The sequence below is a fragment of the Rhodocyclus purpureus genome (genome assembly GCF_016653115.1).
GTDB lineage: Bacteria > Pseudomonadota > Gammaproteobacteria > Burkholderiales > Rhodocyclaceae > Rhodocyclus > Rhodocyclus purpureus.
Genome location: NZ_NHRX01000027.1, coordinates 35499 through 59649, shown reverse-complemented (window position 1 = coordinate 59649; position 24151 = coordinate 35499). Strand labels below are relative to the sequence as shown.

General features: G+C 63.4%; 16 protein-coding genes. 12 read left to right on the top strand and 4 right to left on the bottom strand.

Features of this window, described 5'->3' with window-relative positions; translation table 11 throughout:
• Positions 1-109: 109 nt before the first annotated feature.
• A complete protein-coding gene (locus tag CCR84_RS05365; protein ID WP_201210363.1) occupies positions 110-604 on the bottom strand; it encodes a toll/interleukin-1 receptor domain-containing protein in 495 nt (164 codons plus the stop codon).
• Positions 605-699: 95 nt separating this feature from the next.
• Positions 700-1965: an RES family NAD+ phosphorylase gene (locus tag CCR84_RS05360; RefSeq protein WP_201210362.1), complete on the bottom strand. Its 1266-nt coding sequence runs from the start codon at positions 1963-1965 to the stop codon at positions 700-702.
• Positions 1966-2599: 634 nt separating this feature from the next.
• On the opposite strand from CCR84_RS05360, the gene CCR84_RS05355 reads away from it, so the two are divergent.
• Positions 2600-3850: an exonuclease SbcCD subunit D C-terminal domain-containing protein gene (locus tag CCR84_RS05355; protein WP_242508556.1), complete on the top strand. Its 1251-nt coding sequence runs from the start codon at positions 2600-2602 to the stop codon at positions 3848-3850.
• A 1-nt stretch (position 3851) separates the two neighbouring features.
• Entirely contained in the window at positions 3852-7619 is a 3768-nt protein-coding gene (locus CCR84_RS05350) for an AAA family ATPase (protein ID WP_201210359.1), read from the top strand.
• A 159-nt stretch (positions 7620-7778) separates the two neighbouring features.
• Here CCR84_RS05350 and CCR84_RS05345 read toward each other — a convergent pair whose 3' ends face one another.
• Positions 7779-7973, bottom strand: a complete 195-nt coding sequence (locus tag CCR84_RS05345) for a hypothetical protein (protein ID WP_201210357.1) — start codon at positions 7971-7973, stop codon at positions 7779-7781.
• Positions 7974-8549: 576 nt separating this feature from the next.
• Here CCR84_RS05345 and CCR84_RS05340 point away from each other — a divergent pair.
• The 4 genes from CCR84_RS05340 to CCR84_RS16775 all read left to right on the top strand — a co-directional run bounded on the left by CCR84_RS05340 (position 8550) and on the right by CCR84_RS16775 (position 15030).
• The gene (locus tag CCR84_RS05340; protein ID WP_201210355.1) at positions 8550-10046 is read left to right on the top strand and encodes a hypothetical protein; all 1497 of its coding nucleotides are present in this window, start codon (positions 8550-8552) and stop codon (positions 10044-10046) included.
• Positions 10047-10136: 90 nt separating this feature from the next.
• Positions 10137-10820, top strand: coding sequence for an OmpA/MotB family protein (locus CCR84_RS05335; RefSeq protein ID WP_242508562.1), 684 nt, complete (start codon positions 10137-10139; stop codon positions 10818-10820).
• Between the two features lie 5 nt (positions 10821-10825).
• Positions 10826-12211, top strand: coding sequence for an EH signature domain-containing protein (locus tag CCR84_RS05330; protein ID WP_201210350.1), 1386 nt, complete (start codon positions 10826-10828; stop codon positions 12209-12211).
• Positions 12208-15030 carry an SNF2-related protein gene (locus tag CCR84_RS16775; RefSeq protein WP_201210348.1) on the top strand — a complete coding sequence of 941 codons (2823 nt, stop codon included), beginning with the start codon at positions 12208-12210 and terminating at the stop codon, positions 15028-15030. Before CCR84_RS05330 ends, CCR84_RS16775 begins: the two co-directional genes overlap by 4 nt.
• An 86-nt stretch (positions 15031-15116) precedes the next feature.
• Here the strand turns inward: CCR84_RS16775 and CCR84_RS05320 are convergent, their stop codons facing one another.
• Positions 15117-16124, bottom strand: a complete 1008-nt coding sequence (locus tag CCR84_RS05320; RefSeq protein WP_201210347.1) for a zinc-dependent alcohol dehydrogenase family protein — start codon at positions 16122-16124, stop codon at positions 15117-15119.
• A 557-nt stretch (positions 16125-16681) separates the two neighbouring features.
• On the opposite strand from CCR84_RS05320, the gene miaB reads away from it, so the two are divergent.
• From miaB to glyQ, 6 genes are all read left to right on the top strand, one after another.
• Entirely contained in the window at positions 16682-18037 is a 1356-nt protein-coding gene (gene miaB / locus CCR84_RS05315) for a tRNA (N6-isopentenyl adenosine(37)-C2)-methylthiotransferase MiaB (protein WP_201210346.1), read from the top strand.
• Entirely contained in the window at positions 18034-19053 is a 1020-nt protein-coding gene (locus CCR84_RS05310) for a PhoH family protein (RefSeq protein ID WP_201210345.1), read from the top strand. The genes miaB and CCR84_RS05310 overlap by 4 nt, the downstream gene beginning before the upstream one ends.
• Positions 19040-19507, top strand: coding sequence for an rRNA maturation RNase YbeY (ybeY, locus tag CCR84_RS05305; RefSeq protein WP_201210344.1), 468 nt, complete (start codon positions 19040-19042; stop codon positions 19505-19507). Before CCR84_RS05310 ends, ybeY begins: the two co-directional genes overlap by 14 nt.
• Positions 19508-19587: 80 nt before the next feature.
• Positions 19588-20430 carry an HlyC/CorC family transporter gene (locus CCR84_RS05300; RefSeq protein WP_201210343.1) on the top strand — a complete coding sequence of 281 codons (843 nt, stop codon included), beginning with the start codon at positions 19588-19590 and terminating at the stop codon, positions 20428-20430.
• 10 nt (positions 20431-20440) lie between these two features.
• Entirely contained in the window at positions 20441-22063 is a 1623-nt protein-coding gene (gene lnt, locus CCR84_RS05295) for an apolipoprotein N-acyltransferase (protein WP_201210341.1), read from the top strand.
• 1178 nt (positions 22064-23241) lie between these two features.
• A complete protein-coding gene (glyQ, locus tag CCR84_RS05290; protein ID WP_201210339.1) occupies positions 23242-24150 on the top strand; it encodes a glycine--tRNA ligase subunit alpha in 909 nt (302 codons plus the stop codon).
• Position 24151: the final 1 nt, after the last annotated feature.

Genomic DNA, 24151 nt, shown 5'->3' with positions numbered 1-24151 from the left:
TTTTTTAAGAAATTAATTTCATCGCGATAGCGTTCATTCGCCCTAACGTGGAAGTGAGCACCCTGTACGGAGTTTCGCGCAGGTACCCCCCCGACTGCCGGGTTGGGCATCACTTCTGGCTGAGCAACCAAAGCGCTAACCCTCCAAGAACAAGAAAATTGGGCGCGTTTTCTTCTTTCTTCTGGCGTGCGGCCGCCTGCCTTGCTTGAAACTGTTTGAGTATGAATTCTTGGGTTTGGGCTATTGCGGCTTGAGGATCCCGGAAGACGGGGAGATACTTCAAATCACTGATGAATCCAGGAAGATTAAGACCCTCCGTAAGGACCAGTGGAAGAATCTGCTTGTTTAGTGAGTGTGCCTTCCCGATTTCTTGTGATACCCACTCGGACGCCTTCGCTTTGTCGCTCCACAGGAGAATGAATAGATCGCAGGCGGCAATCGCCGAGGAAATCTTCGCGGAAAGATGCTCACTGGGAAGAACGGCATGCTCGGCCACAAACACTTCAAAACCGGCTTCGACGAGCGACTGCTGCAACTCAGCAACGTTCTTTAAGTCTTGCGTTGAGTAGCTGACAAATACCTTAAACATTTCGATTGTGCGCATGTGGTGGTGCGCGCCGATTTGAAATCACAGGCGCTGCGCGGTTTCGTCGCGCATCGTCCTGTGGATTGATGGGTAGGGTCGCTGTCGACGCGCTCTCACTTGTGTCTTTCTAGCAGATCAAACAGCGTAGAAAGCGGATCGTCTTGATCGGTGTCGAACTCATCCTTGTGGTAATCTTTTTGGGCTGTTGGCATCTCAGTTAAATCGTAGGCGAGGGCTTTGACGGCCAGTACACCTTCACTTTTCGGTACGAGTGCAAAGTCGGTCGCATTGAAAAAAGCAAAGTTGCTTCCCGGACCAAGACTACTCTGGAACCTCACCCCATCGAACCCTGCTTGCCTGACACAATCGGAAAGGATTTGTGTAATGAGGTAGTACTCCCTGCGGTCGGGAGTTACCGGCAAGTTCATCAAAGAGTTGAAAGAGAAGATTAAGCGAAGTTCCTCGAGTCGGGTGTCGCTCAAGAAGTTGCGAATGTCCTTTGCTGTCAGATCCGCAATCTTCAAAGCGCGAGTCGACTCGAACTCCGCCGTGGATACGATGTGTCCTGGATGTGGTCGGACCTCTGCCACTGCCGTCTCTCGGTCTGAGGCGAGATAGAGTATTGATACGCGCGCTCGGTTGAGTCGACCTTCGGATGCGATATGCACTGGAGGACTGCCTATGGCGTCACCTGTGTATGCGACGTAGAGATAGTCTGGGTCGTAGTCGGGGCTCCTGGGGGTCAAGCGTTCGCTGACTCCGATGCGTGCGCGAAACAGCCGGGTACCCTTTTCCAAACTGGCGTCTATGTCTGATCGTGTCTGCTCGAGGAGCTTGGATAAATCCTCTTGAAGCAAGAAGTAGTTCTCGTCAAAGCTTCGTTTGAGCAGCGTTGTGAGTTTGAACGAGAGTCGTGATTTTAGCCCAACGAGTATTCCTCCATCCCAGTAGCCACCACCGAGGGAAATATCTTCGTCGGCCTTTGGATACCAACCGTCTTCTACATAGCTAAAGGCATTCTCGAACTCCTCGGCAGAGGCCGTAGCTTGAAGATTCATCACTGCATTTTGACCGAAGAGCACGGTGGAAAGGTCGTCGCCTCCCAAATGACCGTTGTACTGCCATTCAGAATAGTGAACGCGGATAAGTGCTCGAAAGATCCTCTTCAGTAGCGTGTCGTCAGCCGGCAGCGCCAGCGTGTCTAGCCCGCCGCAGATCTTGCATTCAGCGAGAGGCGAGCCGCGGAGACGAATTGTTTCAATAAGCTCAGTAGCTTTGAAGCATTGTGTGCAGAAGTGCTCTTCGATTGACATACGGAGATAGGTCGGTTGGACTGAATGGCCTAAGGTGAAATCGTCGTCAAAACTGAAAGTGAACATCTTGCCGGACTGACGGATATGCGTGCTCCAGGTTCTAAGTTACTGAATACGAAAAAACTATCAAAATCCGAGTGTGCTGCCATGTCGGACAAGCTGTCCACAGTTCCTTCCTTAGATCCTTCCACCTGCTCGCCCGCTTGCGCGCTCGCATCCGCCTGAAGCCTTACAGGCTGCGCTCCGGGACGGACTGCCAGGGTAGGCTTGGTTCTTCACTCTCTTCCACAGCAGGCTTCGTCCCGACGAGATGGCAAACGTGAGCTGGAGGAGTTTCTCGCGCACCTGCCTTTGAGGATGATGACGGACATAGAGTATGCAGAGATGATACAGGAAGAACGCGCTTTTGGCATATATGATCAGGGTAAAATCTCCTTGCCCTGGGTATGAAAAATGCTTGACTAGGGCTGGCGCTTTCCTGAGAGAGCGTATGGCGTGACCTTGGAGAGCTGCTCTGTGTGAGAGGTTATGTGGACGGCATAATCCATGCAGTTTGCCTAAATCGTGCGGATGTAAGTCGTCGGGTTGCGCTTCGCTAACCCGACCTACACGTGCCACCCGTGCCACATGTACGACACGTACCCCTTTGCCGCCATGCCCCGAGAACTGGGACAATCACGGCCAATCCGCCGAACAGGGAATGTCGATGCGCCTGCTGCACACTTCCGACTGGCACCTCGGTCAGTCGTTTCATCAATTCGAGCGAAGTCACGAGCACGAGCGCTTCCTGGCGTGGCTGCTCGATACGCTGGTCGAGGAGTCGGTCGATGTCTTGCTGATCGCCGGCGACGTCTTCGACAACGCCAATCCTTCGGCTGCGGCGCAGACGCAGCTTTACCGCTTCCTGACGGAGGCGCGGCGGCGGGTTCCGCATCTCGTCATCGTGATGACTGCCGGCAACCACGACTCGGCGCTGCGGCTCGAAGCGCCTTCGCCGTTCATGTCGCTGATCGGCGCGCACGTTGTCGGGCAGGTGAGTCGCCCGGATTCGGTCGAAGCGCTCGAGCGGGTCGTCGTTCCTCTGACGAACCGCGAGGGTGAGGTGGCCGCGTGGTGCATCGCGATGCCTTTCCTGCGTCCCGGTGACGTTCCGCGCGTCGACGGTGGCGAAGAGGGGGGCGACGCCTACGCGGCGGGGATCGAGACGCTCTACCGACAGGCGATGGCCTTTGCCTGCGCGAAACGCGAGCCGGGGCAGGCGATCGTCGCGCTCGGTCATTGCCATGTGAGCGGCGGGCAGGTGTCGGAGGAGTCCGAGCGGAGGATCGTGATCGGCGATGCTGAGGCGCTGCCGGTCGCCATCTTCGACCCGGCGATCGCCTACGTCGCGCTGGGGCACCTGCATCTGGCGCAACAGGTCGGCGGCGACCCGTCGCGTCGCTATTGTGGCAGTCCGCTGCCGATGTCCTTCTCAGAAGTCGATTATCCGCACCAGGTCGTCGTCTTCGACCTCGACGGTGAGGTGGCGACCAACATTCGTCCGCGCCACATTCCGCGGGTCGTCGAGCTGCTGCGCGTTCCGAAGCGGCCGGCGGCGCTGGAAGTGGCGCTCGCCGAGTTGAACGCGCTCGACCTGCCCGAGCGTCCCGAGTGCGAGTGGCCGTTCCTGCAGGTGCGCGTCCAGCTCGGCCAGCCCGAGCCCGGCCTACGCACGCAGGTCGAGGCGGCGATCGAGGGCAAGCCGGTGCGCCTCGCGCGCATCGAGACTTCCTATATGCGCGACGAGTCGAGCGACGCGGCGGCGCCTGTTTCGCTCGACGCCCTGAATTCGCTCGAACCGGCCGATTTCTTCCAGCGGCTCTATCGGCAGAAGATCGGCAGCGACGTTCCCGCCGAGATCATGGCGGCTTTCGCAGAACTCATGAACAGCGCCCCGGAAGCGGAGGTTTGAGATGAAGATCCTCGCCATCCGCGGCAAGAACCTGGCCTCGCTGTCGTCCGAGTTCGTCGTCGATTTCCAGTCGGAGCCGCTCGCCTCGGCCGGGCTGTTCGCGATCACCGGCCCGACCGGCGCCGGCAAGAGCACCCTGCTCGACGCGCTGTGCCTGGCACTGTACGAGCGGACGCCACGCCTGGCGCGCGCCACGGCACGTGGCGAAACCATCCCGGACGTGGGCGCCAACGCGGTGTCGCCGGCCGATCCGCGCACGATCCTGCGCCGCGGTGCCGCAGAGGCCCATGCCGAGGTCGACTTCGTCGGCAGCGACGGCGTCGCCTATCGTTCGCGCTGGAGCGTCCGCCGCGCGCGTGCCAAGGCCGAAGGCGCGCTGCAGAACAGTGGAATCACGCTGCAGCGGATCGGCGACGGGCAGGTGCTCAGCGATCATCGCAAGACCGAGACGCTGGCTCTGATCGAGAAGATCATCGGCCTCAATTTCGACCAGTTCACGCGCGCGGTGCTGCTCGCGCAGAACGACTTCGCCACCTTCCTCAAGGCGTCCGACAACGAGCGCGCCGAGCTGCTGCAGACGCTGACCGGGACCGACACCTTCAGCCGTCTGTCGAAGGCGGCCTTCGAGCGGATGAAGGACGAGAAGGCCGAGCTCAACCGCCTGACCCTTCAACTCGCTGACCTGAAGCCGCTGGCGGTGGAGCAGCGCGAGGAAAAGGAAGCGGCGCTGAAGGCGCAGCAGGAAAGGCAGCAGGCGCTCGACGCGCAGCAGGCGCAGGTCGAGGCGCAGCTGCGCTGGCATCGGCAATGGTCGGCGCTGAAGCTCGCCGAGGCCGAGGCGGCGCAGGGGCTGGAGGCCGCCAAGGCGGCGCAGGCCGCTGCCGGCGATCGCTACCGGCAGCTCGCGCGCATCGATGAGGTGCAGGCGGCACGGCCGCTGTGCGCCGAGATCGGGCGCGTCGCCGGCGAGATCGTCGCCACCGAGAAGCTGATCGGCGAACGGCGGCAGCAACTCGGCACTGCAGAGGCGCGGGTGACGGGCTGCAGGCAGGCCGTCGACACGGCGGCGGAGCGACTGGGCGCGGCCGAGTCGGCGCAGCGCGACGCCCAGCCGGCGCTGGCCAAGGCCAGGGAACTGGACACGCGCATCGGCGCGCTGCTGCCGCAGGTGCAGGCGGCGGCCAAGGCGCACGAGGAGGCTCGGCAGCAACATCTGCTGGCGACACGCAAGGCGGATGAGGCGCGCCGCGCCCTGCAGCAGAACCAGGACGGCGTGGCGGCGGCCGAGCGCTGGCTGGCCGGCAAGGCAGGGCTGCGCGCGCTGGCCGAGGGCTGGCAGCGCTGGGAGGTCCTGTTCGGCCAGGCCGGCGCGGTGCATGGCGAGCGGAAGGGGCTGGCCGGCGAGATCGATGCCTTGCTCGCGCGCGAGCGCAGGACCGCCGCCGATCTGCAGAAGGCGGAAGCGGCGCGTACCCGGCTGAGCGCTGCGCACGATGCAGCGCAGGAAAGGCTCGGCGCCGCCGAGAAGGCCTGCGCCGCCTTTGCCGCCGAGGAAATCGCCCGCCGCAGGATTTCGCTGGAGGGACGGCGCGAGCTGCTGCATTCGGGCTCGCTCACCTGGAACCGCCTGCGCGAACTCCGTCCGCGACAGGGCGAACTCGCCCGACAGCGCGAGGCGCTGCTCGAAACGGTCAGGCGTAGCGAAGCGACGCTCGCGGCCGGCCGGCAGCAGCAGCCGCTGCTCGAACGCGACCTTGCCGCCGCCGAGCGCGCGCTGAACCTGGCCCGGCTCGCAGCGAGCGAGCAGGTCGAATCGATGCGCGCTTTGCTGGTGCCGGACGAACCCTGCCCGGTCTGCGGCTCGGGCGAGCATCCGTATGCCGCCCACGCGCCGCAGGCGAACGCGATGCTGCAGGCGCTGGCGGCGAGCGTTGCCGATGCGCGCCGCGCGTACGAGGGACTGACGCGGTCCTTGGTTGCTGCCGAGACGGAGAAGAACGGCGCAGAAAAGCAGTTGCTCCAGGTCGACGCCGACCTGCTGGCGCTCACTCGCAGCCTGCAGGAAAGCGAGGCGCGCTGGCAGGAACACGCGCTCGCCGGCGAGGCGGGCGCGGTCGACGACGGCGAGCGCAGCGGCTGGTTCGAGCGGGAGCAGGCCGCGCTCGATCAGGCCATCAAACAATTGGGCGAAGAGGAGGCTGCGCAGCGCCAGGCCCTGCAGCAGCGCGAGGCGGCGCAGAAGGCGCTCGACCGCGCCCGGCAGGAACTCGAAGTCGCCCGCCAGGAATTTGTCCGCATCGAGGCCGAGCGCAAGGCTGTCGAGCAGGCGCTGGCCGAAAAGCGTCGCCGTGACGAGGCTGCTGCCGCGCAACTGGAAGCGATCCTCGTGCAGCTCGATGCCGCCTTCGTCGCTGCCGACTGGCGTGGGCAGTGGCTGGCTGACAGCGATGCCTTCGTCGCCGCGTGTCGAGAGGACGCCGCCGCGTGGCTGGGCCGGCAGAAGGAGCTCGCCGAGCTTTCCGGCAGGACCGAGGGCCTGAAGATCGCGATCGCCGGTCACGAGCAGGCCTGCTCAGCCGCGGAAAGCCAGCTCAAGGCCCAGTCGGCGCAGCGCGACGCGGTCGGGGCCAGCCTGCGCGCGCAGCAGGACGAGCGCCGCTCGCTTTTCGCCGGTAAGGCGCTCGCCGAGGTCGAAGCCGACTTCGGCCGGTCCATCGCCGAGGCGAAGGCGAAACACGAGTCGGCGCAGAAGGACTGGCAAGAGGCCGAGACCGGGCGCGCGCGGGCGGAAGAAGCGCTCAGGCATGCGAGCGAGTCGCTGACAAAGCATCGCCGCGCAGCGGATGCGGCCGAGCGCGCGTTCGCCGAGTGGCTCACGCAATTCAATTCCCGTGGCGACCACGAGCCCCTGTCGCGCGAAGGCATCGCCATCCTGCTCGCCTTCGACGCGGCCTGGATCGCCGGCGAGCGCGAGCGCCTGCAGAAGATCGAGCAGGCCGTCGTCAGCGCCGCCGCAGTCCTCGCCAGCTGCCGCGACAGCCGGGTCAGGCACGAGGCGACCCGAGCGGGCGCGGCAGGTGGGCAGGGTGCCGAAGACGGCGGAGAGGGAGAAGAGGCGCTGGGTGAGAAGCTGGCGCGGGTGAAGGCCGAGCTCGCCGGCGCCGCCGAAGCCGCCGCGCAGCTGAAGCTCGAACTTGCCGGCGACGACGAGCGCCTGCAGAAGTCGAAGGCCCTGCGCGAGGCGATCGAGGCGCAGCAGAAGCGCGAGCGCGTCTGGTCGCAACTCGGCGAGCTGATCGGTTCGGCGGACGGCAAGAAATTCCGCAACTTCGCCCAGCAGCTGACCCTCGACGTCCTGCTCGGCTACGCCAACCGCCACCTGGAGAGCCTGTCGCGGCGCTACCGGCTCGAACGCATCAAGGACAGCCTCGGCCTTCTGGTCGTCGACCAGGACATGGGCGACGAAGTGCGCTCGGTGCATTCGCTCTCCGGCGGCGAGTCCTTCCTCGTCTCGCTTTCGCTCGCCCTCGGCCTCGCCTCGCTCTCCTCGCACCGCGTCCGCGTCGAATCGCTGTTCATCGACGAAGGCTTCGGCAGCCTCGACAGCGAATCGCTGCGCGTCGCCATGGAAGCGCTCGACAACCTGCAGGCGCAGGGGCGAAAGGTCGGCGTCATCTCGCACGTCCAGGAAATGACCGAGCGCATCGGCACGCGCGTGCAGGTGAAGCGGATGGCAGGGGGAGTGAGCCGGGTCGTAGTCGCGGGGTGAACCGTCAGCCGGCGTAGGCAGGTCGCGATTGTTGTCGGGTTACGCTGCGTTACCCCGATCTACGCGGCTGCGTCGGGAGCGGGGACTCTCATGCCGCGGCCCGGATTCCCCATTCATGCCTGATGAGCTTGCGCAGCCGTCTCCGGCCGCTGTCCAACTCTATCTTTCGGGTGCCACGACCTTGGCGCCAGCATGGTGCAGCTGTCCTTCTGCTGGCGCCGTCACCCAGCTCCGCGAGGTCTGCGCGGTCAACCCGAGTTCTTTCGCCACCGCTCCTGCTGTCTGCGCGTCCTTGACCAGCTTGAACGCCAGCTCCTGGAACTTGGTCGTGTGTGCCTGCTTCGGTATCTTCATTCCTTTTTCTTCAAAGGCAAAGTCATCTCACATAGCCCTCGAAAGACGAAATTCCGTATGAAACACACTCACTCGCGGTCGACTTTGATCTCTATAGCATTGGGAGGATAATCAGCTTTCATCAGTTCGCTCGTTTTGTATTCCATGCTGGTGAAACGATGGTAGGGGCTCCAAGCCCGTAGCGGTCACCGTAACTTTGCAGAAGGGGAACAAAAATTGAATGGTTGGCTCTCTGCAGGGCTTGACTTCCTCGGTAACAGTCCCTTCGCGACTGGGGCTTCCGTAGTCATCCTTCTTGGTTCTCTTTTTTTCTATTTGTCATGGTTTAGGCGCGCCGTCCTTCGTCTTCAGGGCGACTTGAACACTCTGGCGAAAGAGCTAGAGGTTTCGACGGATGATTGGCCGTTAGTGAGCGCGCATGCGCGCTCTACAGCAGCCTGCAACCCTGCCGTCGCGGCTGCTTGGGAGGAGACGGAGGATCGTGTCATTGAGCTGGCATCGGAGCCCAGGCCCATTTACGTAATGTTTGGGGCCCCGCGCGATCTCTGGTCAGCGAATGCGCTCCTGTCGCGATCGATGAACTTCGCGCTGGCTGAAGCGGTGCCCAATCTGCTCGTCGGCATTGGTTTGCTGTTCACGTTTCTCTTCCTCACTCTTGCTCTCACTCAGGCGACGTCCGCTCTTGTCGCTCAGTCAGGGCAGGTTCAGGCTGATCTGCTCATTGCCACGCGTGATCTGTTGGGTGCTGCTGGATCGAAATTCTTGACCTCTCTAGCGGGACTTTTTGCCTCTATCCTTTGGGCCATCGCAGCACGACGCGACATCGCTAAGGTCAAGATTGCAGCAGATCGCGTGCTCCACCGTGTCGGCCGTATGGTCGGAACCGGTGGCGGGGAAAAGTTTATGCATGCTCAGCTGCAGATTTCGAGGGATCTGCATCAGACTAGCAGCCGCACGGCTGATCAGGCAGGGGATCTGCTGGGATTGAATGAAGAGCTGCTGGAGGAACTGCGCGAGCAAACCGGTACTTTCAAGCGATTTGAGACTGATCTAGCGGTATCGCTCGCTGGAGCAATTACGCAGGCCTTCTCACCCCAAATGGAGGCCATGACAAGTCGACTGATTGGTGCGATTGATGGCTTGAGCGAGAAGATCGGTACGATGAATCAGGAAGCTCTGCAGCAGATGCTGGAAGACTTCAGTACGATGCTAAAGCAGACGACGGATTCCGAAATGATGCAGTTGCGCCAAGCCTTGGAGGCTCTGTCCGGGCGCCTTAGCATGGCTGGGGAGGCGATCGGCGAAGGTGCAGCGAAGGCAGCAGATCGTTTGGATAAAGCCGGCGCGGATCTCATGGCTGGCGTAGAGCACGTTGCTGTAAACCTAAGCAAGGGAGCAGAAAATCTTGCCGGTGCAACGCAGGGGATCAAGGAGGCCATGAATGATCTGGACGTGACGATTTGTCAGGCCTCGGATCTGGGCAAGCAAGGAGCCGATTTCGTTCGCGGCGCTCTGGAAACCGCAGATACCGCTTTCGGTCGGCTCCAATCCGTTGCGGAACAACTGACGGTAACGGGCGGCGCCCTCGAACGCCTCAGTGGCCAGTTGGCGGAAGCTGTGGACAGCGTCGAGGAGATGACTTTGGAACAGCGTGCCGTAGTCAATGCGGTTAAGGACGCAACGCCACAAGCGATGGCTTCTGTGCAACGATTGCTGGATCTTTTGCAGCAGACAGTACAACTGACGGCCAGTATGATGAGTGAGGCGAAGGAATCGATGGCAAGTACCTCAAAGACCTTGGGTGCCACTGTTGCCGAGATCACCGTGGGTGTTTCCGAATACTCCCTCATGGTTGCCGAGCTTCACCGCAAGATGGACGATCAACTGGCGAAGGCTGTGGGAAGTCTCGACAAAGGAATCGTCGGTTTGGAAGAGGCCGTCGAGGAGGTCGGTGAAGTGCTCGACGCTCGCTTAACCACGGCCGAGGGAATTCTTGATAAAGGAATTGTGGGGATGGAAGAGGCGATCAAGGAACTCGGCGAAGTGCTCGACGGTCGCTTGGCGAGGGCCTGATTGATGTGGTTGCGTAAGCATCACGGACCGGCGGTCGAGGAGACCGGAAGCGATTCTAATGGTAGTTATTTGGCGTCGGCGTCGGACTTGATGATCGGCCTCCTTTTTATCTTCATCATACTTATTGTTGTTCTGGCGCTAGAGCAGCGGCGTCAGCAGCAGGAAGTCGAGGTTGAGCGGGCCACTCTTCTCGGAGCCGGTGACCCAAGAGGAAATGTCACAAAAGCGATAGGGGATGGTGTCAAGCTGGCGCTTCCTGGCGTTCGAGTCGACCGGGAAAGTGGCGTGATATCTTTGCCCGAAGAGGTGCTATTTGATCTTGGCAGTGCAGAGTTAACGTCAGCTGGCAAGGATGCACTGGCTGGCGCCGCAAGCCGCCTTACGCAAGTCTTACCCTGCTACGTATCGAATCAGCGAAGAGGCCGCAATTGTCCGGAGAATAGGTCCGGCCATGAGATCGAGACTATCTTCATCGAAGGCCATACGGACAACAGGCCTATGCTGCGCGCCGGCTACGACAACACAAACCTGTCACTGGACCGGGCTCGCGCCGTGGAACGTGCCTTGGTGCTTGGAACGCCGCTACGGGAATATAGGAACAAAGCCGACCAGCCCTTGTTTTCCTTTAGTGCCTACGCGTCATCGAGACCCCTCAGGGACTCGCTTCCGTCAGATTCTCGCAACCGCCGGGTCGACCTCAGGATCGTTCTCACCTACAGGCCTATTGAAGAACTGCTTCCTATGCTCGCGCCTGCCCATGGCAGCAGCAGGTAACGTTGATGTTCGCACCTCTCCCTTCGGAGTTTCCACGACTACAAGCCGTCGTGCAAACATTAAATCCGGTACGCACCGTCGCTCCGCCCCCTATCGAGGAGATCGGACGACGACTGCGAAAATCCTATGCTCGAGCTCGTGACGATGGTTATCGAAGTCTCTCTACTGGCGAGATCCGCAAGCTGCCATACGCCTACTGGCTGCCGCCTGAATTACCACTTCATGTAACCGATCCGCTACTCGTAGAACGATATTGGTCCGAGGATCTGCCTCAAGCCACTATGGACAGTTCGCGCAGAAGCAAGCGTTGGCTGACTCCTTTGTTCTTCGCGTATTGCGAAGCTTTTGATCAGGTTGATCCCGGATTTATTGAGTTCGCTGCTAATTTGAAGATAGCTTTGCTTCGATGCGAGGGAAGTTTTCCTGATCGCTTGAAAAGCCTACAACAGGATGTTTCTTTCTTCGAGCCTGGACTGGTGCCTCGAAGGCTTGCTGAAAGGCTAATGACTTCGCCTCTGCGCCTTGAGCAGGTCTTCGAGGAGAATTTGTTATGGCCAGCGTTCAATGAGACTGCATTGGGCATTGCGGTGTTCGATGCTACCCTCGAATTTGACGCTCAAAGATTTAATGACTGGCCACTCATTGCTAGGGTACTAGACTGGGCACAGCGGTCGGGTGTTCCTGTTGCAAAGACCTCTCACCGGGTGAAGTTTGCTGATGCGCTGCTGGAGCCGTGGCTCGGGAAAAAAACGCCGGATATTGTCAAAAGAACCTTGGCACGTTTTTTCGTCGACGTGTATGGCGATCCGCGAATGGATGGGAATCTTCGTTATCACTGGTACGGCGTCTCTGAGCGAGCACTGACGGTTATCAAGATCTGGCTAGCTGGTGATACGCTGCGGGGTTTCATGCGTGTCCTGGAGCAGACAGCCGACCAAATCTGGCGCTACCGGCAGAAGTTCTGGATGGCCTACTACAACGCGGGGCACATCCAGGAAGCTTGGCTTGCTTTGGGTGTGCAGGCACAGAACGTCGTTAGGAAGCTGAAGGTCGACACGGACAGGATGGGGTATGGTTCGCTGGACAGTGGCGCGATGTCTAATCAATCGGTGCTGCTGCTGAAGATTGGCCATTTGGTTTTTACAGAGTGGAGTCACAGCGGTAGTCTCCGGGCCTATGTTGATGGCAGCGATGGCGTACCCTCTCTTTATCTAATGCATTATGACGGTCAGGACCTTCGCGCGGCGCTTTCGCTCGATTTTCACGAAGGTATGAATTTGAATCCGGAGTTGCGACACATGAATTCTCAAGTGGGTAGTTGGCAGCGAAAGGCACGAGACTTCATAAGCCAGCATACGGGTATCTACCTCAATGACTGGGAGGTGCTGTGAGCGTTGTCTTCGGTCCAAAAGAAGTCATCTGGCTGTTGCCAATCAGCCTGAACGAATGGATCGGCAGTCTACCCTTGCCGTCGGCCAGTGCAATAGCGAACGCGATTGAAGCCGGAGAAGCACGCATCTCCGGAAACAAGCTGTCGGTTCCTGCATTCAGCGTTGCGACGTGGTCGGAGAGCGTCGCTCGTGGCCTTGGGTTACCACCCAATGTTTCCTTGGGGTTTGACATACGCTTGTCGGGGGCCATAGGCAAACCCGGCGCGAGCGTTGCTGTGCGCTGGCTGCAGCCTGGTAAGACGGTTCCCGCGCGTGATGCGCAGCGGAACGGTCTGTGGCTGGAGTGGCGGGGACAGACTTTCCGTATTCCTTCGCCGATTTTTCAGGTTCTGTCGATGGTCGAGGATTTCAACCGGCCCGCTGCGGACTCTTGGGAAGAGCAGTTCCGTCTTTGGGCACGCATTCGCCAGGCTCTGGGCGAGGAACATGCCAGCGGGCTGACCGACGGTTTCCTCAGGTCGTTCAGGGTTGTTACCGCTTCCTTCCTTACTTTCAGCATCATTACTGACGATAGGGGCGACGTCCAAGTGGAACCAGTCCTGCTGGCGGCAAGGCCCGCGGCGGACGGGGGAGGAATCGAACACGTAAGAGCCTTGACCGAGGTTGATGAACGCCTTTTTCCTCAGCGACTGGATCAACTGCGGGAGGGGGTCCCGGCGTTTCCAATCACGCAAGGCACTTATGTGGTCGTCGACGAACACTTACAGCAGGCATTGGCCGCAGTCAGGAAGCTGAGGAAGGCTCCGGCCGAGCAGCGCAAGTGTGCAGCGATGCGCCCGGAAGCATCAATCAGGGAACTACTGGGCTTGGATGACACGGCACCCTCTGTTTTCGTGGAGACTGAGCACTTTGCAGAGCGCGTGCGAGATGTGGGGGAGTGGACTGCTCCTGTACTACCTTGGATCAAAATCGATCCACAGAATTGGGCAGCACCGACAGCCAGTGGAGTGCGTGTTGATGGCGTAGAGATACCCCTCGACAAGGAGTCCCTGTCCGCCGCAGTGAGCGCCATGCGCCAGGCGATCACCGCAGAGGAGGCAACTTCTATTATTGGTGACAAGTCGGTCCCGGCAACGCCGAACAATCTCAAGGCGCTTGAACAGCTTCAGTCTGCTTTGGAAAAGCGGGAAACGGGAAGCTCTACGGATGTGAAAGACCAAGGGACTATCCTGGTCCTCATCATCGAGACCAACTTCGAGCAAGCCTCGTTCAACAAGGTCTCCGTCGGCAAACGTCCGGGCACAATACGCCTGCCCGGCGGGTTGCGGACGTCCCCGAAGCCGCATCAGGAGTTTGGCGTCCAGTGGCTGCAGCGCCACTGGCTGGAGGGAAGTCGCGGTGCAATGCTCTGTGACGATATGGGGCTCGGAAAGACCTTCCAGGCTCTGGCCTTCTGCCAGTGGCTCCGCGAACTGATGGAGCACGGTGAGGTGAAGAGAAAGCCGATGCTTATCGTAGCGCCAGTCGGACTGCTGAGGAACTGGGAGCGCGAGATTGAAGAGCATCTTCTGGCCCCAGGACTCGGATCACTAGTCAGAGCCTATGGTGAGCATCTTCGGTCATTGCGCCGCGGGCGTCACCTTGACGGTACGGCTGTACTCGACACCGCGAGACTGGCTAGTGGAGACGTCGTACTGGCCAACTACGAGGCTGTCTCGGACTACCAGCTCAGCTTTGGTGCAGTACTCTTCAGCGCAGTGATCCTCGATGAAGCGCAGAAGATCAAATCGCCTAAGGCGCGGATGACCCATGCGGCGAAGGCGTTGAACGCCGACTTTGTAGTGGCATTGACCGGCACCCCCGTCGAAAACCGGCTCGCTGACCTCTGGTGCATCGCCGATACGGTTCAGCCAGGGGCTCTGGCAGATCTCAAGAGCTTCAGTGCCCGGTACGAAGGCGAGGGTGCCGATGTGGCGGCTCTTCGCAGTCTAGTTTGGCAAGACGAGAGCCACGACACTCCCGGCGCACCGAAAATGCTCCTGCGTCGGCTCAAGAGCGACAAACTCGAAGGGCTGCCCAGGAAACACGAGCATGTCGTCCAGGTTTCCATGCCCGAGCGCCAACGAGAAGCCTACATGCGGGCAATCGCCGTAAAGGAACTCTCCGGTCCGGAAGGGACCTTGGGGATGATCCATGCTTTGCGGCGCATCTCTTTGCATCCCGTGCTGATCGAGGGTACGGCCCAGTCAAGCGAACTGCTCGTTGAGGACTCGGCGCGCTTGAAAGCAACAATCGAGATTCTCGATCGAATCGCAGAGAAGGGGGAGAAGGTTCTGATCTTCCTGGAGTCGCTGGATCTTCAGGAGGCGGACCAGCTCCCGTTGTTACTCAAGCGGCGCTACGGCCTTCCGCGGCTGCCTATGGTCATCAATGGTCAAGTCAGCACCGAAGCCAGACAAGAGCGGGTCGATCTCTTTCAGCGAGATAGGGGGTTCGATGTCATGCTTCTTTCGCCGAAGGCTGGTGGCGTCGGGCTAACGCTTACCGCAGCGAATCATGTCGTGCATCTCTCGCGCTGGTGGAATCCGGCAGTCGAAGATCAGTGCTCCGATCGCGTTTACCGGATTGGTCAGACCAAGCCTGTACATATTTACTATCCGCTCGCCGTGTTACCTGAGGCAGAGGAATTCAGTTTCGACATGCAGCTTCAGCAACTGATGAACCGCAAGCGCGAGCTCGCACAGAATCTACTCGCGGCCCCTGCGTTCACCAAGGAAGACTACGATGCTCTCTTGGCAGGGACATTGCGGGCGCGGTGACGCCAGATTTGTACGGAAATCGGTCGGCGTTAACACATACCGTCACCATAATTTGGAGGGCCCGAATCCGGGCCTTCCTGGTCACGTCAAAACTCGAGCACGATCTTGCCGAAGTGCCCGCCCGAACGCTGCAGTTTGAAGGCTTCGGCAATCTCGGGCAGGGCGAAGGACTTGTCGATCACCGGCTTGATCCCGGTGGCTTCGACGGCGCGCACCAGGTCGATCTGGTGCTGGCGGCTGCCGACGATCAGTCCCTGCAGGCGTTGCTGGCGCGCCATCAGCGCCGCGGTGGGGACCTGGCCGCCCAAGCCCGTCAATACGCCGATCAGCGCGATGTGGCCGCCGATGCGGGTTGCGGTGATCGACTGGGCCAGGGTCCCCGGGCCGCCGACCTCGACCACGTGGTCCACGCCACGCCCGTGGGTGAGCTCGCGCACGCGTTCGCCCCAGTTTTCCTCGCGGCGGTAGTTCACGAGGTGGTCGGCGCCGAGCTGGCGCGCCCGTTCGAGCTTTTCGTCCGAAGAGGACGTGGCGATCACCGTGGCGCCCATCGCCTTGGCGATCTGCAGCGCGAAGACCGAAACGCCACCCGTGCCCAGCACCAGCACCGTGTCGCCCGCGCGCAGACCGCCGTTCACGACCAGCGCGCGCCAGGCGGTCAGGCCCGCGGTGGTCAGGGTGGCGGCCTCGGCATGGCTGTAGCCCTGCGGCGCCCGCGTGAAGGCCGTCCACGGCGCGACCACGAGCTCGCGCGCGTAGCCGTCCACGCCGTCGCCCGGTGTCGTCGAGAAATCGGCGATGGGCGGATCGCCGTTCAGCCAGGTCGGGAAGAAGGTCGAGACCACGTGGTCGCCCGGAGCGAACTCGCTGACACCCGGCCCGACCGCTTCGACGACGCCGGCGCCGTCGGACATCGGGATGCGTCCGTCGTCCGCCGGCATGTACCCGCTGACGACGGCGAGGTCGTGGTAGTTGAGCGAACTCGCGTGCAGCCTGACGCGTATCTCGCCCGCACCGGGTTGGCCGGGGTCGGGCAGGTCCACGAGTTCCAGTTGGTCGAGGCCGGCGGGGTGGCGCAGTCGAATGGCTTGCATGGGAGATCCTTTCCTTGATGGGGTGGTGCAAGTTTCGCCGGGTTGCCCGCTTATGACAAACTCCGTCTCGTCGGCTTACGCTGCGCCACCCCGACCTGCGAAGTTGTCGTGGGAGGGCCGGTTGGCCCGAATCGGAGGCGACCGGGGCGCGGATTCGGTCATTGCGAGGCGCGCAGCGCCGTGGCAATCCAGTTCGTTCCTCCAGCTTCGCGACCTCGCCAACTCGGGCGAACCGATGCGAGACCTACGCACTGGATCGCCACGCCCTTCGGGCTCGCGATGACGCGTTGTCTCGATGGCCACGCGCTGCGGGCTCGCGATGACGGATTCGCTGCGCTGCCGTCATTGCGAGGCGCGTAGCGTCGTGGCAATCCAGTTCGTTCTTCCATCTCGGCGGCCGCCGCCGCAGCGAGCCTGCCCGTGCCCGGCGAGCTTGTCTATAATGCCGCTTCCCTCCGCCCGGGGGCTTCGGCGATTCGTCGCCTTTCAGGCCGCCGCCGCGGCCGTGCTCCCCGGCAGCGACTCCTCTCCGTATTTCTCTCCCGCTGAATCCCTCAATGGCCAAAAAATTGTTCATCCGCACCTTCGGGTGCCAGATGAACGAGTACGACTCGGACAAGATGGCCGACGTGCTCGCTGCTCACACCGAAGTCGTCCGTACCGACAAGCCCGAAGACGCCGACATCGTTCTCTTCAACACCTGCTCGGTGCGCGAGAAGGCGCAGGAACGGGTCTTCCACGACCTCGGGCGCATGCGTCTCCTGAAGCTGCAGAAGCCCGACCTGATCATCGGCGTCGGTGGCTGCGTCGCCAGCCAGGAGGGCGAGGCGATCGTCGCGCGCGCGCCCTACGTCGACCTCGTGTTCGGCCCGCAGACCCTGCACCGGCTGCCGCAACTGCTCGCCGAACGGCAGCGGCTGGGCAAGCCGCAGGTCGACGTCTCCTTCCCCGAGATCGAGAAGTTCGACCACCTGCCGCCGGCGACGGTCGAGGGCAACTCGGCCTTCGTCTCGATCATGGAAGGCTGCAGCAAGTTCTGCACCTACTGCATCGTTCCCTATACGCGCGGGCAGGAAGTGTCGCGTCCGTTCGACGACGTGCTCACCGAGGTCGCCGGGCTCGCCGGGCAGGGCGTCGGCGAGGTGACGCTGCTCGGGCAGAACGTCAATGCCTACCGCGGCGCGCTGGCCGGCAGCGATTCCGATTTTGCCGACCTGGCGATGCTGATCGAGTACATCGCCGAGATTCCCGGCATCGAGCGCATCCGCTACACGACCTCGCACCCCTGCGAGCTGACGCAGCGCCTGATCGATGTCTATGCGCGCGTGCCGAAGCTGGTCTCGCACCTGCACCTGCCGGTGCAGTCGGGCTCCGACCGCATCCTCGCGGCGATGAAGCGCGGCTATACGGCGCTCGAGTACAAGAGCCTGGTGCGTCGCCTGCGCGCCGCGCGCCCCGACCTCTCCCTGTCCTCTGACTTCATCGTCGGCTTCCCCGGCGAGACCGACGAGGACTTCGAGAAGACCATGCGCCTGATCGACGAGGTCGGTTTCGACGCGTCGTTCTCGTTCATCTACAGCGCGCGTCCGGGGACGCCGGCGGCCGACATGGCCGACGACATCCCGGCCGAGGTGAAGAGCGCGCGTCTGCTGCGTCTGCAGAAGCGCATCGACGAACTCGCGCAGGAGGTGTCGCAGTCCATGGTCGGCAGCGTGCAGCGCGTCGTCGTCGAAGGACCGTCGAAGAAGGACGCCAAGGAGCTCGCCGGCCGCACTGACAACAACCGCATCGTGAACTTCGCCGGCGCGCCGCGCCTGATCGGCCACTTCATCGACGTGCGCATCACCGCCGCGCTGCCGCACTCGCTGCGCGGCGAGGTGCTCACGCACGACAGCGGCGAGGCCGCCGCGTGAGCCCCGCCGTGCGCAACCGGCCGCGCGAGCTGTCCTTCTCGCCGCTCAACAACAGCCAGCTCGCCCACCTGTGCGGCGCGCTCGACGAGAACCTGCGCCAGATCGAGACCGCCTTCGACGTCGCCATCGCGCGCCGCGGCGAGCATTTCACGCTGCGCGGCGAGTCGGCGCAGACCGAGCGCGCGGCGCACGCGCTGCAGCACTTCTACGCGCTGGCGAAGAAGGAACTGTCGGTCGACGAGATCCAGCTCGGGCTGATCGAGCTCGTGAACCACCCGGTGCGCCACATCGCCAACCCCGGCGGCGCGACGCCCTCGCTGATGACTCGCAAGAGCGAGCTGCACGGGCGCACGCCGCGCCAGGTCGAGTACCTGAAGGCGATCCAGGAGCACGACATCACCTTCGGCATCGGCCCGGCCGGTACCGGCAAGACCTATCTCGCGGTTGCCTCGGCGGTCGACGCCTTCGAGCGCGAGCTGGTGCAGCGCATCATCCTGACCCGCCCGGCGGTCGAGGCCGGCGAGCGCCTCGGCTTCCTGCCCGGCGACCTCGCGCAGAAGGTCGATCCCTACCTGCGCCCGCTCTACGACGCGCTCTACGACCTGATGGGCTTCGAGAAGGTCGGCAAGCTGTTCGAGCGCGGCGCCATCGAGATCGCCCCGCTCGCCTACATGCGCGGGCGCACGCTCAACCACGCCTTCATCATCCTCGACGAGGCGCAGAACACGACGCCCGAGCAGATGAAGATGTTCCTCACGCGTATCGGCATCGGCGCGCGCGCGGTGGTCACCGGCGACGTGACGCAGATCGACCTGGTGCGCGGGCAGAAGAGCGGGCTCATCGAGGCGCGCAACATCCTCGGCGACGTGCGCGGCATCGCCTTCACCGAATTTCTCAAGGAAGACGTCGTCCGTCACCCGCTGGTTGCGCGCATCGTCGCCGCCTACGAGGCGCACCAGGCGAAGGAAGATGGCGGCCGTCCGGCCCGCGAAGGGAGCAGCCATGCAGAACGTTAGCCGTCGTCTCGACCTGTCGGTGCAATATGCGTGTAACGCGAGCGACGTACCCTTGCGCACTTCGATCCGGCGCTGGGTGCGCGCGGCGATCGACGTGGATGGCGGACGCGGCGGCAAGATCGTCGTCCGCTTCGTCGATCCGGAAGAAGGACGGGTGCTCAACCGCGATTACCGCGGCAAGGATTACGCGACCAACGTCCTCTCCTTCCCCTACGAGGTCGAGCCGGTCGTCTGCGGCGACCTCGTCGTCTGTGCCGAAGTGGCGCTGCGCGAGGCGGCCGAGCAGGGACGCACGGCTGATGCGCATTATGCCCATCTGATCGTCCATGGTATTCTGCATCTTCTCGGCTACGACCACGAAGACAGCGAAGAAGATGCCGAGGACATGGAGGAGCGCGAGCGCCGGATACTCGCGGGACTGGGCTATCCGGATCCGTACGCCGACGAAGAATGAGGCGCCGGGAGTGAGCGGAGCCGCGGCTGAGCCCGCGGCGAGCACCGCTTCCCGGCACCCGGAGGGGGCTGACACAGTTTATGGACAGTAGCACGGGTTCCAGACCCGGATTTCTGGAACGTCTCTCGTCGTTCCTCCTGCGCGAGCCGGAGGACCGCGAACAGCTTCTGCAACTCCTGCATTCCGCCTTCGAGCGCAACCTGCTCGATTCTGACGCGCTGACGATCATCGAAGGCGCGCTCTCGGCGTCCGACACCAGCGTCCGCGACGTGATGGTGCCGCGCGCGCAGATGGACGTCATCGACGTCGTCGATTCGCTCGACGAGATCCTCTCCTTCGTCATCGCCACCGGGCACTCGCGCTTCCCGGTCGTCGAGGGGGGGCGCGACAACGTCATTGGCGTCCTGCTGGCCAAGGATCTGCTGCGCATCCATGCCGAGGAAGGCTTCGACCTGCGCGCTTGGCTGCGCCCGGCGGTATTCATCCCCGAGTCGAAGCGCCTCAACGTGCTCCTGCGCGAGTTCCGTGTGTCGCGCAACCACATGGCGATCGTCGTCGACGAGTACGGCGGCGCCTGCGGGCTGGTGACGATCGAGGACGTCCTCGAGCAGATCGTCGGCGACATCGAGGACGAGTACGACTTCGACGAGGCCGACGGCAACATCCAGATCGACCACTCGGGGCGCTACCGCGTGAAGGCGCAGACCGAGATCGACGACTTCAACAGCGCCTTCGCCACGAATTTCGCCGACGAGGAGTTCGACACCGTCGGCGGCCTGATCCTGCACCACCTCGACCGCGTGCCGCGGAGCGGCGAGTTGGTCGATATCGACGGCGTCCGCTTCCAGGTCCTGCGCGCCGACGGCCGCCGGCTGTACACGCTGCTGGTCAGCCCGCTCGCGGAGGCCGGCGATCGCCCCTAGTCTGGAAGTGATGCCGCGAGCGAGCACGACGCCGCCCGAGCGGCCGCAGCCGCAGGATGCGCCGGGTGCCGTGCACGGGCAGAAGCGCGTGCTGCCGCCGGAGGGGCGCTGGTCCCTGCCGATCGCGGCTCTGCTCGGCGCGGCAAGCGTCGCCGCCTTTGCCCCGCTCGCTGCCTTTCCGCTCGTCTGGCTGACGCTCGGCGGGCTCTACGCGCTGCTCATGCGTGCGCGCACGGTCGCTGCCGGGGCCTGGCTCGGCGGCGCCTTCGGCTTCGGCTTCTTCGGTGCCGGGGTCTCCTGGGTCTATGTCAGCCTGAGCGTCTTCGGCGGCATGCCGGCGGCGGCAGCGGCGGCGGCGACGCTGGCCTTCTGCGCCGGTCTCGCGCTGTTCCCGGCGGCAGCCGGCGCGCTGTTCGTTCGCCTGGCGCCGCAGCCGGGCGACGAGCGTTCGCTCGTTCGCCGCGCGGGCCTCGTCTTCGCGCGCGTCGGGCTCTTCGCCGCGCTGTGGGCGCTGTCCGAATGGCTGCGCGGTTTCTTGTTTACGGGTTTCCCCTGGCTGGCAGTCGGCTACGCGCAGACGCCGCCGAGCCCGCTCGCCGGTTTCGCGCCGCTGTTCGGCGTGTTCGGCGTCGGCCTGCTGACGGCGGCGCTCGGCGGACTGCTCGCCGAAACGCTGCGCGGATTGGCTGGCGCGCGCCGTGCCGCGGACCGACAGGCTGCGGCAGCCGGGCTGCCGCTCGTCGTCGCCTGCCTGCTGCTCGCCGGCGGTGCCGGCCTGCGCACGATCGAATGGACCGAGCCCTTCGGTGAGCCGACCAGCGTCGCCCTGCTGCAGGGCAACGTCCCGCTGGAGATGAAGTGGCGCCCCGAGCGCTTCGCCGAATCGCTGGACACCTACTACCGGCTGGCGCTCGAACACCCGGCCAGGCTCACCGTCCTGCCCGAGACCGCGCTGCCGGTCTTCCTTGAGCAGGCGCCGCGCGACTACCTCGACGCGCTCGCCGCGCTCGCCGCGCGCGAGCAGGGCGATGTCCTCTTCGGCATCGCCAGCGGCGACAGCGAGCGTTACATGAATACGGCGGTGAGCGTCGGCGTTTCGCCGTCGCAGCGCTACGCCAAGTCGCACCTCGTCCCCTTCGGCGAATTCACGCCGCCGGGCTTCTCCTGGTTCATGAGCGCGCTGTCGATCCCGATGTCGGACTTCACCCCGGGCACGACGACGCAGCCGCCGCTGGCGATCGCCGGCCAGCAGGTCGCGGTGAACATCTGCTACGAGGACGTCTTCGGCAGCGAGATCATCCGCGCGCTGCCGCAGGCGACGCTGCTCGTCAATCTCTCCAACGTCGCCTGGTTCGGCGACTCGCTGGCGCCGCAACAGCACCTGCAGATCGCGCAGATGCGCGCGCTCGAGAGCGGACGCATGATGCTGCGCGCGACCAATACCGGGATGACCGCGATCATCGGCGCCGACGGCCGCGTGCAGGCCGCGCTGCCGACCTTCACGCGCGACGCGCTGACCGGCACCGTGCGCGGCTACCGCGGCAGCACCCCCTACGTCCGCTTCGGCGACTGGCCGCTGCTGCACCTCGCGCTCTTGCTCCTGATCGTCGCGCTGGCGACAAGGCGCCGCTGAAGCGGCTGGAGCATGAAACACACCCGGTCAATTTGAGTAACTCGCGTCATTGCGAGGCGCGCAGCGCCGTGGCAATCCAGTTCGTTCTTCCGTCTCCTCGCCCTTGCCGGCCCTCCACGGCCGACCGGATGCGAGCCCTACGCACTGGATCGCCACGCCCTGCGGGCTCGCGATGACGGGCCCTTGCGGACGTGTCGCTCCTGTCCGCGTCATTGCGAGGCGCGCAGCGCCGTGGCAATCCAGTTCGTTCTTCCGTCTCCTCGCCCTTGCCGGCCATCCACGGCCGACCCGATGCGAGACCTACGCACTGGATCGCCACGCCCTGCGGGCTCGCGATGACGTGCCTTTGCGGACGCGCCGCTTCGCGTCATTGCGAGGCGCGTAGCGCCGTGGCAATCCAGTTCGTTCTTCCGTCTCCTGGCCTTTGCCGGCCATCCACGGGCGACCGGATACGAGACCTACGTACTGGATCGCCACGCCCTGCGGGCTCGCGATGACGTGCCTTTGCGGACGCGTCGCGCCGGTTCGCGTCATTGCGAGGCGCGTAGCGCCGTGGCAATCCAGTTCGTTCTTCCGTCTCCTCGCCCTTGCCGGCCCTCCACAGCCGACCGGATGCGAGCCCTACGCACTGGATCGCCACGCCCTGCGGGCTCGCGATGACGTGCCTTTGCGGACGCGTCGCGCCGGTTCGCGTCATTGCGAGGCGCGTAGCGCCGTGGCAATCCAGTTCGTTCTTCCGTCTCCATGCCTTGGCCGGCCCTCCACGGCCGACCGGATGCGAGCCCTACGCACTGGATCGCCACGCCCTGCGGGCTCGCGATGACGGGCCTTTGCGGACGCGTCGCGCCGGTTCGCGTCATTGCGAGGCGCGTAGCGCCGTGGCAATCCAGTTCGTTTTTCTGTCTCCATGCCTTGGCCGGCCCTCCACGGCCGACTGGATGCGAGACCTACGCACTGGATCGCCACGCCCTGCTGGCTCGCGATGACGGGCTGCTGCTCCTGGGCAGCGGCCTCGTCACTCCTGCGCCGGTTCGCGCGAATCGGCGGTCGTCCATGCGGCTGCTTCACCTTCACCCAGGGCGGATGGCGCAGCGGGAGTGGTTGCCGGGAGTGCCGCTGGTTTTGACTGCCCGCGAAACCAAGTAGAATCGATGTTTTCCCGCATTCGCAAAGACTCCATGCCTACCTTTCAGGAAGTGATCCTGCGTCTCCAGAATTTCTGGGACAAGCAGGGCTGCGCGCTGTTGCAGCCTTATGACATCGAGGTCGGTGCCGGCACTTTCCACACGGCGACCTTCCTGCGCGCGATCGGCCCCGAGCCGTGGCGCGCGGCCTACGTGCAGCCGTCGCGGCGGCCGAAGGACGGCCGTTACGGCGAGAACCCGAATCGCCTGCAGCACTACTACCAGTACCAGGTGGCGCTGAAGCCGTCGCCGGACAACATCCAGGAGCTGTACCTCGACAGCCTGCGCGCGCTCGGCATCGACACCGCGGAGCACGACATCCGCTTCGTCGAGGACGACTGGGAGTCGCCGACGCTCGGCGCCTGGGGGCTCGGCTGGGAAGTCTGGCTCGACGGCATGGAAGTCACGCAATTCACCTACTTCCAGGAAGTCGGCTCGCTCGTCTGCAAGCCGGTGCTGGGCGAGATCACCTACGGTCTCGAACGCCTGGCGATGTACCTGCAGGGGGTCGAGAACGTCTATGACCTGGTCTGGGCCGACGGTCCGAATGGCCGCGTCACCTACGGCGACGTCTACCACCAGAACGAGGTCGAGCAGTCGAAGTACAACTTCGAGCACGCCGACGTCGACCTGCTCTTCCGCCACTTCAGCGAGCACGAGGCGGAAGCCAAGCGCCTGATGAGCCTCGGCCTGCCGCTGCCGGGCTACGAGCAGGTGATGAAGTGTTCGCACACCTTCAACCTGCTCGATGCGCGCGGCGCCATCTCGGTGACCGAACGCGCCGCCTACATCGGCCGCGTGCGCGCGCTGGCGCGTGCCGTCGCACAGGCCTATTACGATTCGCGCGCGGCGCTCGGCTTCCCGATGGCGCGCGCAGCACAGGCTGCCGGGGAGGGCAACTGAC